The organism is Psychroflexus sp. MES1-P1E (genome assembly GCF_002836055.1).
GTDB lineage: Bacteria > Bacteroidota > Bacteroidia > Flavobacteriales > Flavobacteriaceae > Psychroflexus.
The window spans coordinates 79,881-95,684 of sequence record NZ_PJBS01000350.1; the positions used below are offsets into that span (position 1 = coordinate 79,881).

The 15,804-nt window shown below is 34.4% G+C and carries 14 protein-coding genes; 12 read left to right on the forward strand and 2 right to left on the reverse strand.

The features are described 5' to 3' along the window. Nucleotides 1-228: 228 nt before the first annotated feature. The 5 genes from CXF67_RS17345 (at nucleotide 229) to queA (ending at nucleotide 5,076) form a co-directional block, all read left to right on the forward strand. Nucleotides 229-2,112 carry a DUF3857 domain-containing protein gene (locus tag CXF67_RS17345; protein WP_257984744.1) on the forward strand — a complete coding sequence of 628 codons (1,884 nt, stop codon included), beginning with the start codon at nucleotides 229-231 and terminating at the stop codon, nucleotides 2,110-2,112. A 6-nt stretch (nucleotides 2,113-2,118) separates the two neighbouring features. Then, a complete protein-coding gene (locus CXF67_RS17350; RefSeq protein ID WP_003437024.1) occupies nucleotides 2,119-2,445 on the forward strand; it encodes a nucleotide pyrophosphohydrolase in 327 nt (108 codons plus the stop codon). Next, nucleotides 2,446-2,703 (forward strand): hypothetical protein, encoded by a 258-nt coding sequence (locus CXF67_RS17355; protein WP_102089898.1) that lies wholly within the window; start codon nucleotides 2,446-2,448, stop codon nucleotides 2,701-2,703. Next, complete coding sequence (locus tag CXF67_RS17360) at nucleotides 2,700-3,920, forward strand: 3-phosphoshikimate 1-carboxyvinyltransferase (protein WP_102089899.1); 1,221 nt, start codon at nucleotides 2,700-2,702, stop codon at nucleotides 3,918-3,920. The genes CXF67_RS17355 and CXF67_RS17360 overlap by 4 nt, the downstream gene beginning before the upstream one ends. A gap of 106 nt (nucleotides 3,921-4,026) precedes the next feature. Next, nucleotides 4,027-5,076 (forward strand): tRNA preQ1(34) S-adenosylmethionine ribosyltransferase-isomerase QueA, encoded by a 1,050-nt coding sequence (gene queA, locus CXF67_RS17365; RefSeq protein ID WP_102089917.1) that lies wholly within the window; start codon nucleotides 4,027-4,029, stop codon nucleotides 5,074-5,076. Nucleotides 5,077-5,129: 53 nt separating this feature from the next. Here queA and rlmH read toward each other — a convergent pair whose 3' ends face one another. Further along, a complete protein-coding gene (gene rlmH, locus CXF67_RS17370) occupies nucleotides 5,130-5,603 on the reverse strand; it encodes a 23S rRNA (pseudouridine(1915)-N(3))-methyltransferase RlmH (RefSeq protein WP_102089900.1) in 474 nt (157 codons plus the stop codon). 47 nt (nucleotides 5,604-5,650) lie between these two features. On the opposite strand from rlmH, the gene nadC reads away from it, so the two are divergent. From nadC to CXF67_RS17405, 7 genes are all read left to right on the forward strand, one after another. Then, nucleotides 5,651-6,508 carry a carboxylating nicotinate-nucleotide diphosphorylase gene (nadC, locus tag CXF67_RS17375; protein ID WP_102089901.1) on the forward strand — a complete coding sequence of 286 codons (858 nt, stop codon included), beginning with the start codon at nucleotides 5,651-5,653 and terminating at the stop codon, nucleotides 6,506-6,508. 1 nt (nucleotide 6,509) lies between these two features. Further along, nucleotides 6,510-7,433, forward strand: coding sequence for a YihY/virulence factor BrkB family protein (locus CXF67_RS17380; RefSeq protein WP_102089902.1), 924 nt, complete (start codon nucleotides 6,510-6,512; stop codon nucleotides 7,431-7,433). Between the two features lie 7 nt (nucleotides 7,434-7,440). After that, nucleotides 7,441-8,001: a chalcone isomerase family protein gene (locus tag CXF67_RS17385; protein ID WP_102089903.1), complete on the forward strand. Its 561-nt coding sequence runs from the start codon at nucleotides 7,441-7,443 to the stop codon at nucleotides 7,999-8,001. Between the two features lie 3 nt (nucleotides 8,002-8,004). Next, complete coding sequence (locus tag CXF67_RS17390) at nucleotides 8,005-8,430, forward strand: DUF2147 domain-containing protein (protein ID WP_102089904.1); 426 nt, start codon at nucleotides 8,005-8,007, stop codon at nucleotides 8,428-8,430. Nucleotides 8,431-8,447: 17 nt separating this feature from the next. Further along, nucleotides 8,448-10,910, forward strand: a complete 2,463-nt coding sequence (priA, locus tag CXF67_RS17395; protein ID WP_102089905.1) for a replication restart helicase PriA — start codon at nucleotides 8,448-8,450, stop codon at nucleotides 10,908-10,910. A gap of 86 nt (nucleotides 10,911-10,996) precedes the next feature. Beyond that, entirely contained in the window at nucleotides 10,997-11,950 is a 954-nt protein-coding gene (locus CXF67_RS17400) for a LysR substrate-binding domain-containing protein (protein ID WP_102089906.1), read from the forward strand. 201 nt (nucleotides 11,951-12,151) lie between these two features. Then, entirely contained in the window at nucleotides 12,152-13,675 is a 1,524-nt protein-coding gene (locus tag CXF67_RS17405; RefSeq protein WP_102089907.1) for a SulP family inorganic anion transporter, read from the forward strand. Nucleotides 13,676-13,968: 293 nt separating this feature from the next. Here the strand turns inward: CXF67_RS17405 and rho are convergent, their stop codons facing one another. Continuing rightward, on the reverse strand, nucleotides 13,969-15,765 hold the full coding sequence (gene rho, locus CXF67_RS17410; protein ID WP_102089908.1) for a transcription termination factor Rho: 1,797 nt from the start codon (nucleotides 15,763-15,765) through the stop codon (nucleotides 13,969-13,971). Nucleotides 15,766-15,804 lie beyond the last annotated feature (39 nt).

A 15,804-nucleotide genomic window follows, 5' to 3' on the forward strand; every position in this document is an offset into this window, starting at 1 on the left:
TTGTAAATTGAGATGATTTTTTTGAAAATATTCATAGTTAGAGTGATATGTTCTTGCTTAAAATCTGAATTTAGTGTCTGTCTATCAATTGAAAAGCAAATTCTACTAATTTATAATTACAACTCCAATTAGATCCTTTAAACGTGAAATTAATTTATACATCATTTTTAGTTTTATTTTAATCTTACCCTTTCTCAGACCAAGCCCCTTGAGGATATTACCTTAGACATGTTGAGGGAAACCCAAAGCACTCTAGACTCGACCACCTCAGCTGAAGTTTTTTATAACAAAGGAGAAATTTCTTTTTCTATCATGAATTCTTGGGAATATAAATTTGTAGTAGTCAAAAGGATAAAAATATATACCAAAGAAGGCTATAGTCAAGCTAATGTTCAACTTCCCTACTATATTGGAGAACGAAACCCAGACAAAGAAACATTATCTAATATTAAGGGTTCTGTTTACTATGAAAAAGATGGTAAAATTGAAAAGGAAGAATTAGAAGAGAGCGATATTTTTGATGTGGATTTAAGCGAGTTTTGGAAAGCTAAAAAATTCACTTTACCTAAAGTTCAAGATGGTGTAATCCTTCAGTATTCTTACTCAATTGATTCCCCACATATCAGTAAGTTGTCAAATTGGATTTTTCAAAATAGTACGCCAACTCGTTATTCTGAATATAAAACAAGTATACCGATAGATTACTTGGCTTACAATGTTAGAACTAAAGGCTATTATCCTTTTGAAACCATAGATAAAGTTAAAAAAGGCTCGTTATACGTAAAATATGAAGGAACAAACCTAGATACTCCTATTAGAGAAATTATATATGTTGGAACTAATTTGCCTAAAATTGAGAACGAACCCTATGTAAACAAAATTTCAAACTATTTTCCATCCGTAGGCTACGAGCTATCCTCCTATAAAAACCGACTGCTAGAACCGTTTAAAGTCGTCTCCATAACCTGGGATGATGTGGTTAAAACCTTAAGTGAAACGGATACATATAAAAAAGAAATTTCTAGAACACGATATTTTAAGAATGATCTTAACTCTATTCTGAAAGATAAGAGTCTTCCTAAAGATAAAATGATTGCTGTTTTTAATTTTGTAAAAAATAAAATGACTTGGAATGATGAAGAGAGACGGTTTACTAGTAATAAGCTCAATAAAATATACGACGAAGGCGTAGGGAATTCAGCGGATATTAATATTATGCTAACCGCTATGTTGAGGGAGGCTAACCTAGATGCTAATCCCGTATTATCTAGTACAATATCCAATGGCATTCCGTTATTCCCCACTATATCGGGTTTGAATTATGTATTTACTAATGTCAATATTAAAGGAGAAATATATTTATTAGATGCAACAGATGAATTTGCTTCTCCAAATATTTTACCAAGTCGTGCTTTAAACTGGAAGGGTACACTAATTAAACCTGATGGATTCCAAGCGCTGGATATATTTCCATCGACAAATTCATTAAAAAAATATCAAGTGAAAGCAGAACTTAACACTCAAGGTGAAATAAGTGGGTTCTGTAGAATAATTTCACGAGATCAATACGGTTGGGAGTCTAGAAGATCTTTAAATAATAAAAGTGAGGATGAAAAAAGGATGAACTATGAAAATTACTTTAGTATAGATCAAATGAGTGATATTAAAACTAAAAATTTAAAGGCCCCTTCAAAGCCTTTGGTAGAAGAATTTAATTTTTCAGGAAAGGCAAAACTTGTTGAGAAAATTGGAGATAAACTTTATGTATCACCAATGCTATTTTTAAAGCTAAAAGAGAATCCTTTTAAAGGTGAGACGAGAATATATCCTGTCGATATCACATTCCCAAGAAATCTCGAGTATGTGATATCACTTAAAATACCCGAGGGATATAAAGTAGATTATCTACCAAAAAAAGGAATCTTAAAATTAGGCGATGGAGTTGCAAAACTTACTTATCTGATAGAGGTTTATAATAATTTGATTTTAGTAAAGGTCAACCATGAGGTCAATGTTGCTTTATTTTTACCTCAAGATTATAGCTTATTGCGAGAATTTTATATTTCTTTGATGAATAAAGAGAACGAAAAAATTGTTCTCGTTAAATCATAATTATTTATGGACATTAAAGGTGCTCAACTAGAAGTGGATGAATGGATAAATTCTCATGGCGTAAGATATTTTAATGAACTTACCAACATGGCTCAACTTACGGAAGAAGTTGGTGAAGTTGCAAGAATCATCGCTAGACGCTATGGTGAACAAAGTGAAAAGGAAAGCGATAAGTCAAAAGATTTGGGAGAGGAGTTAGCCGATGTTATGTTTGTTGTCTTATGTTTGGCAAACCAAACAGGAATTGATTTGCAAGAGGCGTTCGACAAGAAATTAGATCTTAAAACCAAACGGGACCACGATCGTCATAAAAACAATCCAAAACTTAAATAAATGTTTCAAAAAGTTATTTCTGCCATAGGTTTTTGGCGATCAGTTATCACACTAGCCATTGGCTTTATTGTGATTTATAATCTTATAGATATGTGGTTTGGTTATGATTTTGACCTTTCCTTATTTGTAGAAAAGAGATTTTCAAAGGACAATTTATTGAGATTTTTTGTTGCCAACATAATGAGTGGTTTTGTATATGGATTTGTAGTCACCTTTTTGAAGTTTAGAGGGAAAATCAAGAAAAATGAAAGTCAATGAAGCTTAGTTTTAGGCAAACATCAATAAGCAAATTCAAGCTTCATATCACTGGTTCTAAGAGTATTTCCAATAGGTATTTGATTTTAAAGGCCCAGTTTCCTAATATTGAATTAAGTGGTTTATCCGACTGTGATGATACCCGTGTATTACATAAAGCCTTAACAAGCCTCAAAGAAAATGGCGATGAGATAGATATCCACCACGCGGGGACTGCTATGAGATTTTTAACAGCCTATTTGTCTTCGTTGCCTAATTTAGAAGTTGTTTTAAAAGGCAGTAAAAGAATGCATGAGCGTCCAATAGGTATTTTGGTAGAAGCTATGCGAGAACTTGGCGGTCATATCAAATATTTGGGCAACGACGGTTTTCCTCCGCTTAAGATTCGTGGAGAATCTTTACATAAGGATAAAATTTCTATACCAGCTAGTGTGAGCAGCCAGTATATTACTGCACTCATGTTAATTGCTCCTTCTTTTAAAAATGGACTCTCTATTTACTTACAGTCAAAGGTAACCTCAAAGCCCTATTTGATGATGACTGCCGTAGCATTAAAATCTATTGGTGTTGAAGTAGATTTACAGGAATCGCATATTCAAGTACATCCGAAGACCAAAATTGAACCCAAAACTATTGCTGTAGAATCAGACTGGAGCTCAGCATCTTATTTTTACAGTTGTTTAGCTTTGATGGATCATGGAGAATTTGAACTTTCTACATTCCAAAAAAATAGCCTACAAGGCGATTCCAAAGTGGCAGAGTTTTATAAACTTTTCGGCATTGAAACTCGATTTAATGGGGATTCTATATTAATTTCAAAAAAAGGAGGAGTATTGCTTCCCGAAAAAATTGAATTGGACCTCAATGACACTCCAGATCTTGCTCAAACTATTGCAGTAACTTGTTTAGGGCTTAATATAGCCTGTAATTTAACTGGCTTACATACTTTGAAGGTGAAAGAAACCGATAGGCTGGTGGCTCTTAAGACTGAAATTGAAAAATTTGGTGCTGAAGTAGAAATTTCCAACGAATCTTTGCAATTAAGCCCTAAGGCTAATCTTAAGGAATCCGTTTCTGTACAGACCTACCAAGACCATAGAATGGCAATGGCATTTGCCCCATTAGCTATAAAAGTAGATTTGACTATATTAAATCCAGAGGTTGTCTCAAAATCATTTCCAGACTTTTGGGGAAAAATAAAAGCACTTGGTATCCAGTAAAACCGCTGATTTGAAACTTATTAAGCTAAATAAACAATAAAACACTTGACATCGCCTATCTCACGATAGTATATTTGCATTTTTAAAAAAATATCAGACTATGGGAATGAAACTTTCACAATTCGAATATACTTTACCTGAAAACCTTTTAGCAGAATTTCCCTCAGAACATAGAGACGAAGCTAAGCTGATGGTGATAAACCGTAAAGATGGTTCAATTGAGCATAAAATATTTAAAGACGTTATTAATTACTTTGATGAAAAAGACGTCATGGTGTTTAATAACACCAAAGTTTTTCCTGCAAGACTTTACGGTAACAAAGAAAAAACCGGTGCAAAAATCGAAGTATTTTTGCTTAGAGAACTCAATCCTGAAACCAGACTTTGGGATGTTTTGGTAGATCCTGCCAGAAAAATAAGAATTGGTAACAAACTTTATTTTGGTGAAGATGAAAGTTTAGTAGCAGAGGTCATCGATAATACTACTAATAGAGGAAGAACTCTACGTTTTCTTTACGATGGTTCTTACCAAGATTTTAGAGCTAAGTTAACTGAGCTTGGACAAACTCCACTTCCAAAATACATCACAAGAGATGTAGTACCAGAAGATGCAGAACGTTATCAAACTATTTATGCAAAAGAAGAAGGGGCTGTTGCTGCACCTACCGCTGGGCTTCACTTTTCCAAACACCTTTTAAAGCGTTTAGAAATTAAAGGAATTGATTTTGCAGAAGTTACCCTTCATATAGGTTTAGGGACTTTTAGTCCTGTAGAGGTTGAAGATTTATCTAAACATAAAATGGACAGCGAACAAATTAAGGTAGATGAAAAGGCAACATCTATTATTAACAACGCCAAGTCAGAAAAAAGAAAAATTTGTGCGGTAGGTACAACCGTAATGAGAACAATAGAAAGCACTGTAAGTTCTAATCGTAGGCTAAATGAATTTACTGGCTGGACCAATAAGTTTATTTTTCCTCCTTATGATTTTAAAATTGCAAACTGCATGATTACTAATTTCCACATGCCAAAATCAACATTGTTGATGATGGTATCTGCCTTTGCAGGTCATGAACTCATGGAAAAAGCTTATAAGGAAGCTATAGAAGAAAACTATAAGTTTTACTCTTATGGAGATGCTATGCTAATCATATAACATTCTTCTTATTGACTAAAAAAAAGGGGCTGTCTTTCTAGATAGCCCCTTTTTTATTCATGATGGTAAGGGAGGTTGTTTAAAATGGAAAAAGCCCTGTAGAGTTGTTCTGTAAAAAATAACCTGATCATCTGGTGGGAGAATGTCATTTTGGACAGCGACACTTTTTGATTTGCTCTTTTGTAAACGGCTTCAGAAAAACCGTAAGGTCCTCCAACCACAAAAACCAATTGCTTCAAACCTGAGTTCATCCGTTTTTGTATCCAATCGGAGAATTTTAATGATGTAAATTCTGTTCCCTTATCGTCCAAAAGAACCAAAAAATCTGAAGTGGATATTTTTTTCAAAATGAGTTCTCCTTCTTTCTCTTTTTGAAGAGCGATATCCATATTCTTGGTTTTTTTTAAATCAGGAATAACGTCCGCCTTGTAGTTTACAAAATGAGAAAGGCGATTTTGATATTCTGTGGCCAGGTTTTGAACCTGAGCGTTGTCGGTCTTACCAACTAGGAGCAATGTGATGGTCATCCGTATAAAAAAGATTAACTTTGTTGGAGACAAAAATAGAAAACAGAATGATTAGTGAAAAGCAATTGGCAGAAGAAGTTCAGATTATCATTCAAAATGCTATTAGAGAAGACATCGGAGAAGGAGATCATTCTAGCCTAGCCTGCATTCCAGAAAATGCCATGGGAAAAGCCAAATTATTGGTAAAAGATGTAGGAATTATAGCTGGAATTAATTTTGCAGAGCAAGTTTTTAATTATGTTGATCCTTCTTTAAAGATTGATAAACTGATGCAAGATGGAGACTCCATGTCATATGGGGATATTGCTTTTTATATCTCGGGTTCGAGTAGGTCCATTCTAAAATCTGAACGCCTAGCACTCAATGCCATGCAACGAATGAGTGCAATTGCAACTAAAACACATCAATTTTACTCACTTTTAAAAGATTATAAAACCAAAATTTTAGATACTCGTAAAACCACGCCAGGCTTTAGAGCTCCTGAGAAACAAGCTGTAAAAATTGGAGGTGGAGAAAATCATAGGTTTGCCTTGTATGATATGATCATGCTTAAAGATAACCACATTGATTTTGCTGGTGGTATTTCAGAGGCTATACAGAAAACCTTAAATTATCTTAAGTCCAAAGATTTAGACCTTAAAATAGTAGTAGAAGCAAGGTCGCTTTCAGAAGTAGACGAAATTCTTAAAAACGATGGGGTTTATAGGATCCTTTTGGACAATTTCAATTTTGAAGAAACCAAAAAAGCAGTCGAACTTATTGACGGAAAATGTTTCACAGAATCTAGTGGTGGTATTACTTTAGAAACAGCTCAACACTATGCAGAATGTGGTGTAGATTTTATTTCTAGTGGGGCACTTACACATTCTGTTCATAATCTAGATCTTAGCCTAAAAGCCATTTAATATGGCTATTGAAATAAGTGATACATTAAAGAAAATACCACTTATAAGTCGAGTAGCTTACTGGTCAAATCAACTAAAACTCCCAGGCTTAGGTGGTCTTACATTGTATGACTTATTAAGTCTGTATATCTCCGGTATTATCAAAGGAACGTTTTCAACTCGTGCGGGGTCCATTGCTTTTAGCTTTTTTATGGCTATTTTCCCTTTTTTGCTTTTTATTTTAAATCTGATACCGTTTGTCTGGTTTATCGATGATTTCCAGCAAGAATTACTTAACTATTTTGAAGAATTATTGCCACCTCAAACCTCAGGTTTATTTCAGGATATTTTTTTTGATATAGCCAACAATCCTAGAGCGGGTCTCTTGTCTTTTGTTTTTGTTTTATCTATTTTCCTTATGTCTAACGGGGTAAACGCAATTTTCACAGGCTTTGAATTTTCGTATCATACCAAAATTAACAGGACAATTATTAGACAATATATAGTAGCAGTTAGTGTTGCTATAATTGTTGCTATACTATTATTAATTGCTGTTATAGCGACGGTTTATTTTAGCTTTGTTATAGATCAGTTCACAAGTATTGGAGTTGTTGGAGATTCTTTACTATTGGCTAGATACGGTAGGTTTGCTATTTTGATAATAGTCTTGATTCTTGGAATCTCTATCTTATATTACTTTGGAACAAGAGAAGGTAGGAAAACCCGTTTTCTTTCTCCTGGATCCTTTTTTACAACTATTTTAATTGTTTTGACTACCTATTTATTTTCCATTTATGTTGAAAACTTTAGTTCCTACAACAAACTATATGGTTCCATTGGAGCTTTGTTAATATTGATGTTATATATTTGGTTAAATTCAAATATTTTGCTGCTAGGTTTTGAACTCAACGGAGCCTTATATAATTTAAAACGAAAATCTAAATAATAAAATTATGAAATCAATTTATGTTCTTATGATGGCTCTTATAACGACTATGCCATCTATCGCTCAAACTGAAGTTGCAGGTGTAAACCTTCCTAACACATTAGAAGTTGGAGAAACTCAATTAACTTTAAACGGAGCAGGAGTAAGAGAAAAATTCTGGATGGACATGTATGTTGGAGGCTTGTATACCAATGTAAAAATGACAGAGGCTTCAAAAGTGATGAATGGGGATGTCCCTATGGCTATTGAACTTCATATTGTTTCTGGTCTAATTTCTAGTAAGAAGATGAGTTCTGCCGTGGAGGAAGGTTTCCAAAATTCTACCAAAGGCAATACAAAGCCTTTTCGTCTAAAAATAGATAAATTTATCTCGTTTTTTTCTGATGAAATTTCAGTTGGGGATGTTTTTGATATTACCTATTTACCTTCTAAAGGAGTTGTGGTGCTTAAGAATAATAATGAGCTGGGAACCATTGAAGGTTTAGATTACAAAAAAGCACTCTTTGGAATTTGGTTTTGTGACAAACCAGCAGATAAAGACTTGATGAATGGAATGCTAAGTTTATAGTAGATGAAGATTTTAATATATGCAATAGGTTTTCTTTTTGTGAACCTTGTGTCTTCTCAAGAAGTTTTTGGTGAGTGGAAAACTATTGATGATAATACTGGGTTAGCAAAATCAATAGTAGAGGTTTATGAGCAAAACGGTAAAGTCTTTGGTCGGATCAAAAAAATACTAAAAGAAGAAAAGCGAGATGTGCGTTGTGTATATTGTAAAGGTGACCAAAAAAATCAAAAAGTAGAAGGGATGCTGATCTTAAAGAATTTGTCTAAAGATAAAGACAAGTACGAAGGTGGAACTGTAACCGATCCTGAAAATGGAAAAACTTATGATGCCAAAATGTGGCTTAATGAGGATGATCCAAACGTTTTGATGGTAAGAGGATATCTGTCTTTTTTGTACAGAACACAAGAATGGAAAAGGATTGATGACTAATTCTTAAAAGTGGATAGATGCCTTTCTATATTGACGTAATTGTTCCTATTGCTTTAGAACAAAGATTTACATATTCTATAACACAACAAGAAAGTGAGCACCTTAAAGTAGGCATGCGTGTTGCTGTCCCATTTGGAAAGCGCAAAGTTTACACTGCCATAGTCGCCAAAATACATGAAAACCCACCTGTCCGTTATGAGGCCAAACCGATTGAAGAAATCTTGGAAAACACTCCCACGGTTACTCTTGAACAATTAAAACTTTGGAAATGGATAGCGAATTATTACTTGTGTACAGAAGGTGAAATTTTAAAATCGGCCTTACCTAGTTCTTTATTAATTGAAAGTGAAACTGCTATTGAACCGCATCCCGATTTTGATATTCAAACTATAGATGAAGACGAGACACTTACAGATGAAGAGTATTTAATCTTACAAGCACTTCAAAAACAGCCTTTACTTAAGATTGGTGAGATTGTCCTTATACTAAACAAGAAGACTATTTTTCCTGTTATAAATTCAATGGCAGAAAAATTTTTAATCCTAGTCAATCAAGAATTTAATAGGCAATACAAGCCCAAATTAAAGAAATATTTAAAAGTAAAGGAAAGCTTAGGTTCCGAAGAGCATTTGCCAAAACTCATCGAAGAACTGAGTGGAGCTCCAAAGCAAAAGGAAGCCTTACTGAAATTTTTCAGCTTAAGCGCTCAAAGCCAAAAACCAATTTCTCTTAAAGACTTAAAAGAAAAAGCAGAGGTGTCTGAATCTGTGATAAAAGCCTTAGTCAGTAAATCTATTTTAGAAGAATATCTAGTCCAAACAGATAGGGTAAAGTTTAAAGGCCATCAAGATAAGCCTAGCATTCAATTTAATCAATTTCAACAGAAAGCTTACGAAGATATAGAAAGTGGGTTTAAAACACATCCAGTTTGTTTATTGCAAGGGGTCACATCTTCAGGGAAAACTGAAGTGTACATCAAGTTAATCGACAAAGCCATTCAAGAGGGTAAACAAGTCCTTTATTTGCTTCCTGAGATTGCACTTACAGCGCAACTTATCCAGCGTTTACAGGCTTATTTTGGGGATCAAGTTCTTATTTATCACAGTAAATACTCCGTCAATGAAAGAGTAGAAGTTTATAGACATGTTTTGAATGAAACCAAAGGAAAAATTGTCATTGGTGTTCGTTCTTCTATTTTTCTTCCTTTTAGAAACCTTGGACTTATCGTTGTAGATGAAGCTCACGAAAGTAGTTTTAAACAATTTGATCCAGCACCTAGATACCATGCTAGAGATACAGCGATTGTTTTAGCTTCTGTGTTTCAAGCTCAAACACTCTTGGGAACAGCCACTCCTAGTTTAGAAAGTTTCAATAATGTAAGGGAGGGGAAGTATGCTTTTGTTCAACTCAACAGACGGTTTGGGAATGTGAAACCCCCAAGTGTTGAGCTTGTAGATTTAAAAGATCAGCAACGTAAAAAAAAGATGACAGGTCACTTTTCTGAAACCCTACTTAAAGCTATTAGGGAAACTTTAGACCAAGGTCAGCAAGTGATTTTATTTCAGAATCGAAGAGGATATTCTCCGATTTTGGAGTGTAATACCTGCGGGGATGCTCCACAATGTCTTAATTGTGATGTAAGCCTAACTTACCATAAGCATAATAACACTTTAAGATGTCATTATTGTGGTTATCATACTGCAATGAAAACCAAGTGTATGGCATGTGGTTCCGTAGATGTGAGTACTAAAGGATTTGGTACAGAGCAGATAGAGACGGAGTTAAATTCTCTATTTGAAGATAAAGTGATTAAGCGGATGGATTTGGATACTACTCGAGGAAAGTACGCTTATGAACATATTATATCCGCTTTTCAGAACCGAGAGATCGATATTTTGGTGGGGACTCAGATGCTTACAAAAGGATTGGATTTTAGGCATGTAAAACTCGTTGGAGTTATGAATGCAGATAGCTTACTGAATTTTCCGGATTTCAGAGCACACGAACGAAGTTTCCAGTTACTGGTTCAAGTTGCAGGAAGAGCTGGAAGGACTCAAGAACAAGGCTTAGTTTTAATTCAAACGTACAATCCTTATCATAAAATATTACAACAAGTCACCACCAACAACTTTGAAGAAATGTTTAAAGAACAGCTAGATGAGCGGAGGCATTTTAAGTATCCACCACTTTTTAGGATGATTAAAATCACATTTAAGTCTAGGGACTTCAACAAACTCAATGAAGCATCAGATTGGCTAGCTTTGTATTATAGGCAAATTTTTAAAGCCAATATTTTAGGTCCAGAATTTCCAGCTATAGCAAGAATAAGAAATGAGTATCATAAAAACCTTATTATAAAAATCCCAGAAAACCAATCTTTGAAAAACTCTAAAAAATACATTGAAGCGGGTGTAGATAAGTTTAAGGCGATTGCTCAATTTCGGTCAGTTAAGGTGGTTATTAACGTAGACCCTTATTAGAAGTTTTCATATTTATTTATTAACAAATCCTATACATGTATTAGATTTTCTAGTAGAATTGTATTTTTACATAAAACGACTTACTAATGACAATTACACAACTGAAGTATGTTCTCGCTGTAGCGGAGTATAAAAATTTCACCAAAGCTTCAGAAAAGGTTTTTGTAACTCAGCCTACCTTAAGTATGCAAGTTCAAAAGCTAGAAGAAGAATTGAATGTAAAAATTTTTGATAGAACCAAAAAGCCCATAAAGCTAACTCTTGTTGGGGAGAAAATTATTGAGCAGGCCAAAAATATCGTCAATGAAAGTGTAAGGATACAAGATATAGTGGATCAACAAAAGGGCTTTGTGGGTGGAGAATTTAAGCTAGGAATTATCCCTACAGTTATGCCGACCTTGTTACCCATGTTTCTCAATAATTTTGTAAAAAAGTATCCTAAAATAAATTTGAAAATTGAAGAACTTCATACGGATGTTATCGTAGACAAACTCATTGATGGTCATCTAGATGCAGGGATAGCCGCAACTCCACTTGGCAATGAAAAAATTATCGAAAAACCCATATATTATGAGCCGTTCATGGCTTATATACCAGAGTCGCATAGGTTATTTGATCAAAAAGAAATAGCTGTAGATGACTTAGATGTAGACGAAGTTTTGCTCCTAGAAGATGGACATTGTTTTAAAGATAATATTCTTAACCTTTGTAAGAGTGTCCAAAACCATCCGGATCAAAAACGATTCTATCTTGAAAGTGGTAGTTTTGAAACCTTGATAAAACTATCAGATGAAGGGCTCGGCATGACATTGCTTCCTTATTTACATACCCTAGATTTGAAAGATGAAAAACAAAAAAATGTGAAGTTTTTTAAAAAACCATATCCTTCTAGAGAGATAAGTTTGGTCCATCATAAAAATGAATTGAAATCACATATTATAAAAGCTTTACAAGAATCGATCAACTCAATCGTTAGAGCTGCTATTCAATTCCAGGATATCGAAATTATAAGTCCGTTAAATCAATTTAAACAAAAATAAATTACTGTAATTCAGCGTGTTAAATCATTTTTTTCTAGAATGTGAATTAAAGCTAATCCTTTCCATCAGTCGGAATTTAAACTCTACATTTGCAAACTTTTTACGAATGTAAATACCGTTAGCTACAATGGAAGATTTTGTCTTTTATCTAACTTTTTTTCGTAGAAAAAAGGAGTATTTTAATTCAAGCACGCAACACTGATGAAAAAGTTATTAAATTTATTTGATTTTAGGCAAAAAGTAGATTATAAAATTGAAATTATGTCTGGTTTAACGGTTGCTTTGGCTCTTATTCCGGAGTCTGTTGCCTTTTCTTTAATCGCAGGTTTATCCCCACTTACAGGTTTATACGCCTCATTTGTAATGGCACTGGTTACTTCCATATTTGGAGGTAGGCCAGGGATGATTTCTGGTGCTACTGGTGCAATTGCTGTTGTTCTAGTAACACTATCTATGGACTACGGAGTTGAATATATTTTTGCTGCTGTTATTTTTGCAGGAATAATTCAAGCGCTTGCAGGCTTATTAAAATTAGGTAAGTTAATGCGTTTAGTGCCTCATCCAGTAATTTTTGGTTTTGTGAATGGCCTTGCAATAATAATTTTTATGTCTCAGTTAGACCAGTTCAAGGATGCTTCTGGAGCTTGGTTAACCGGAAGTAACTTGTTTATTCTCTTAGGTCTTGTTGTGTTAACGATGCTTATTATTTGGCTATTACCTAAGCTCACTAGAGCCGTGCCTGCCTCTTTAGTCGCCATACTTGTTGTCTTTGGAATAGTGTATTTTGGAGAGATTTCGACCAATACCGTTGGAGATTTAGCTTCTATTGGCGGTGGCTTTCCTCCGTTTCATATCCCAAAAGTTCCTCTTTCTTTCGAGACTTTATTAATAATTTTACCTTATTCTGCTATCATTGCAGGTGTGGGTCTTATTGAAAGTTTATTAACGCTAAATATTGTCGACGAAATCACACAAACTCGTGGTAATGGGAATCGCGAAGCTATTGCTCAAGGTAGTGCCAACATTATATCTGGTTTTTTCTCTGGAATGGGGGGGTGCGCAATGCTTGGTCAAAGTTTAATCAATATTTCCAACGGTGCAAGAGCAAGATTATCTGGAATTATTGCAGCAGTCGCCTTACTTGCCTTTATAATGTTTGGAGCCAGTATAATAGAGCAACTTCCTATGGCAGCCCTAACTGGACTTATGATCATGGTGGCCATAGGTACTTTTGAATGGGCAAGCTTAAGAACACTGAAGCGCATGCCAAAGTCCGATATTTTGGTCATGGTTCTCGTTACTTTAGTCACAGTTATACTTCATAATTTAGCTCTAGCAGTTCTTGTAGGAGTCATTATTGCAGCATTGGTATTCGCTTGGGATAATGCGATTAGAATACGAGCTAGAAAAAGTATTGATAAAGACGGCGTAAAACATTACGAGATTTATGGGCCGTTATTTTTTGGGTCTACAACTATTTTTTCTGATAAGTTTGATGTCGCTAATGATCCGGACGAGGTGGTCATTGATTTTAAAGAAAGCAGAGTTGTAGATATGTCTGCTATAGAAGCCTTAAACAAAATAACTGAGCGTTACCAGAAAAACGGTAAAGTAATCCATTTAAAGCACCTCTCTCCTGATTCAAGGCGCTTATTGAAAAATGCTGAAGAAATTATAGAAGTAAATATTATTGAAGATCCTAATTATAAAGTAGTTTCAGACTAAGTTTATACACATCTATAATGTCGAAATAGATTGTTTTCTTTTGCTTGCTTTTTATCAAGAATAATCACTGTAACTAAGGCTATGCTAATTATTTTTTAATCTCAATAAAAAAATCTGTGCTGAGCTACGTCGTAGTATAATTCAATTTATTTATGCGACATTATTAATTTTATTTGGTATTACTTTTCAATCAAAGTTAAATCATAGGCGGCATTAGGTAAGATATTTAAATAAAAACGCTTCGTAAAATTTAATTTTACGAAGCGTTTTTATTATTGATCAATTTAGGGATTTTAGCCGTTCATCGACATTAAAAATTCCTCATTTGATTTGGTGTCTTTAATTCTTGCATTTAAGAATTCAATTGCTTCAATAGGATTCATGTCCGCTAGATATTTTCTCATGATCCACATTTTCTGAATTTGATGATTACCAAGTAAAAGATCATCTCTTCTTGTGCTTGAAGAAGTTAGGTCTATAGCAGGGAAGATTCTACGGTTAGCAATTTTTCTATCCAACTGTAGTTCCATATTACCAGTTCCTTTAAATTCTTCAAAAATGACCTCATCCATTTTAGAACCGGTGTCGGTTAAGGCTGTAGCTATGATAGAAAGGGAACCTCCATTTTCGATATTTCTTGCTGCTCCAAAGAAACGTTTTGGTTTGTGAAGAGCATTTGCATCTACACCACCACTCAAGACTTTACCACTAGAAGGTTGTACTGTGTTGTAAGCTCTGGCTAAACGTGTAATAGAGTCTAGAAGTATTACTACATCATGACCACATTCAACCAAGCGTTTAGCCTTTTCAATTACTAAGTTCGCAACACGAACGTGTTCGTGAGCTTCTTTATCAAAAGTAGATGCCACAACTTCACCCCTTACATTACGCTGCATGTCTGTTACTTCCTCTGGACGTTCGTCGATGAGAAGAACAATTTGGTAGACCTCTGGATGATTTGCTGCAATGGCGTTTGCAATATCCTTTAGCAACATAGTTTTACCCGTTTTAGGTTGAGAAACAATCATGCCTCTTTGCCCTTTACCAATCGGTGAAAATAAATCAATGATTCGTGTAGAAAGCGTGCTTTGTTTTTCAGCTAACCTAAATTTCTCCTCTGGAAAAAGTGGAGTTAAATGCTCAAAAGAAACTCTATCTCTTACAATTTTTGGATCAAGGCCATTAATTTTTTTAATCTTAATTAAGGGGAAGTATTTCTCACCTTCTTTTGGAGGTCTTACTTCTCCTAATACTGTATCTCCAGTTTTTAATCCAAAGAGTCTAATTTGAGACTGGGATAGATAAATGTCATCGGGAGAAGACATGTAATTGTAATCTGAAGATCTTAAAAATCCATATCCATCCTGCATAAGGTCTAAGACACCTTCACTCTCTATGATTGAATCAAATTCAAAATCTGGATCTTTGTATTTATTTCGATTATCTCTATTTCCATTTTTGTCATTAGACCTATTATCATTCCTAGATTTAGGGTTTTGATTTTTTTGGTTTTGAGGCTTTGGAGATGGAGATTTTTTTTGTGAATCGTCCTTGTTGATTGGTTTAGAAACAGGCTGTTTAGCCTCCTTTATTTGAGGAGTGGGTTTCGTCTGTTCTTTTTTCTCTTGTTGAGGTTTCGGAGTTTCTGGAGTGTTTTGTTTCTCTAGTGGAGGGGATGGATTTTCATCTGTTACCTTTTCTACCTCTTTTTTCTCTGTAGGATTTTTCTGTAGTTCCCGTTTAGACCTGTCATCATCTTTGAAAGGATTTTTAGGTGCTTTTTTAGGCTCCCCTTTGTTAACTCGCTTTCTTGGCTTTTTTGAAGTATCCGAAGAATCAGGTCTTTCTGGTTGCTTTGGCTTGCTATCTTGTTGAGGGGCTTCCTTAGACGCTGATGGAGTTGAAGTCTTAGTGTTATTTTCCTTACTAAGAATCTCTTTCATTTTGTCGGGATTAGCTGCTTGATAGTCCAAAACCTGATAGATAAGATCTAATTTTTTAAGACTTCTAAATTTTGGAACTTTTAACTCTTTAGCAATTTCTTGTAAATCTGAAAGTTTTCTAGACTTTAGTTCAATAATTTCTAACATTGATATTTTTTGAAATTAAAATGGTTTCGAAGGAGAATC

Coding starts and splice junctions, on each gene's coding strand:
- CXF67_RS17405 (WP_102089907.1), top strand. CDS start 12,152: ATGAAAAAGTTATTAAATTTATTTGATTTTAGGCAAAAAGTAGATTAT.
- nadC (WP_102089901.1), top strand. CDS start 5,651: ATGATTAGTGAAAAGCAATTGGCAGAAGAAGTTCAGATTATCATTCAA.
- CXF67_RS17345 (WP_257984744.1), top strand. CDS start 229: ATGTTGAGGGAAACCCAAAGCACTCTAGACTCGACCACCTCAGCTGAA.
- CXF67_RS17355 (WP_102089898.1), top strand. CDS start 2,446: ATGTTTCAAAAAGTTATTTCTGCCATAGGTTTTTGGCGATCAGTTATC.
- CXF67_RS17380 (WP_102089902.1), top strand. CDS start 6,510: ATGGCTATTGAAATAAGTGATACATTAAAGAAAATACCACTTATAAGT.
- rho (WP_102089908.1), bottom strand. CDS start 15,765: ATGTTAGAAATTATTGAACTAAAGTCTAGAAAACTTTCAGATTTACAA.
- CXF67_RS17390 (WP_102089904.1), top strand. CDS start 8,005: ATGAAGATTTTAATATATGCAATAGGTTTTCTTTTTGTGAACCTTGTG.
- CXF67_RS17350 (WP_003437024.1), top strand. CDS start 2,119: ATGGACATTAAAGGTGCTCAACTAGAAGTGGATGAATGGATAAATTCT.
- CXF67_RS17360 (WP_102089899.1), top strand. CDS start 2,700: ATGAAGCTTAGTTTTAGGCAAACATCAATAAGCAAATTCAAGCTTCAT.
- CXF67_RS17400 (WP_102089906.1), top strand. CDS start 10,997: ATGACAATTACACAACTGAAGTATGTTCTCGCTGTAGCGGAGTATAAA.
- priA (WP_102089905.1), top strand. CDS start 8,448: ATGCCTTTCTATATTGACGTAATTGTTCCTATTGCTTTAGAACAAAGA.
- CXF67_RS17385 (WP_102089903.1), top strand. CDS start 7,441: ATGAAATCAATTTATGTTCTTATGATGGCTCTTATAACGACTATGCCA.
- queA (WP_102089917.1), top strand. CDS start 4,027: ATGAAACTTTCACAATTCGAATATACTTTACCTGAAAACCTTTTAGCA.
- rlmH (WP_102089900.1), bottom strand. CDS start 5,603: ATGACCATCACATTGCTCCTAGTTGGTAAGACCGACAACGCTCAGGTT.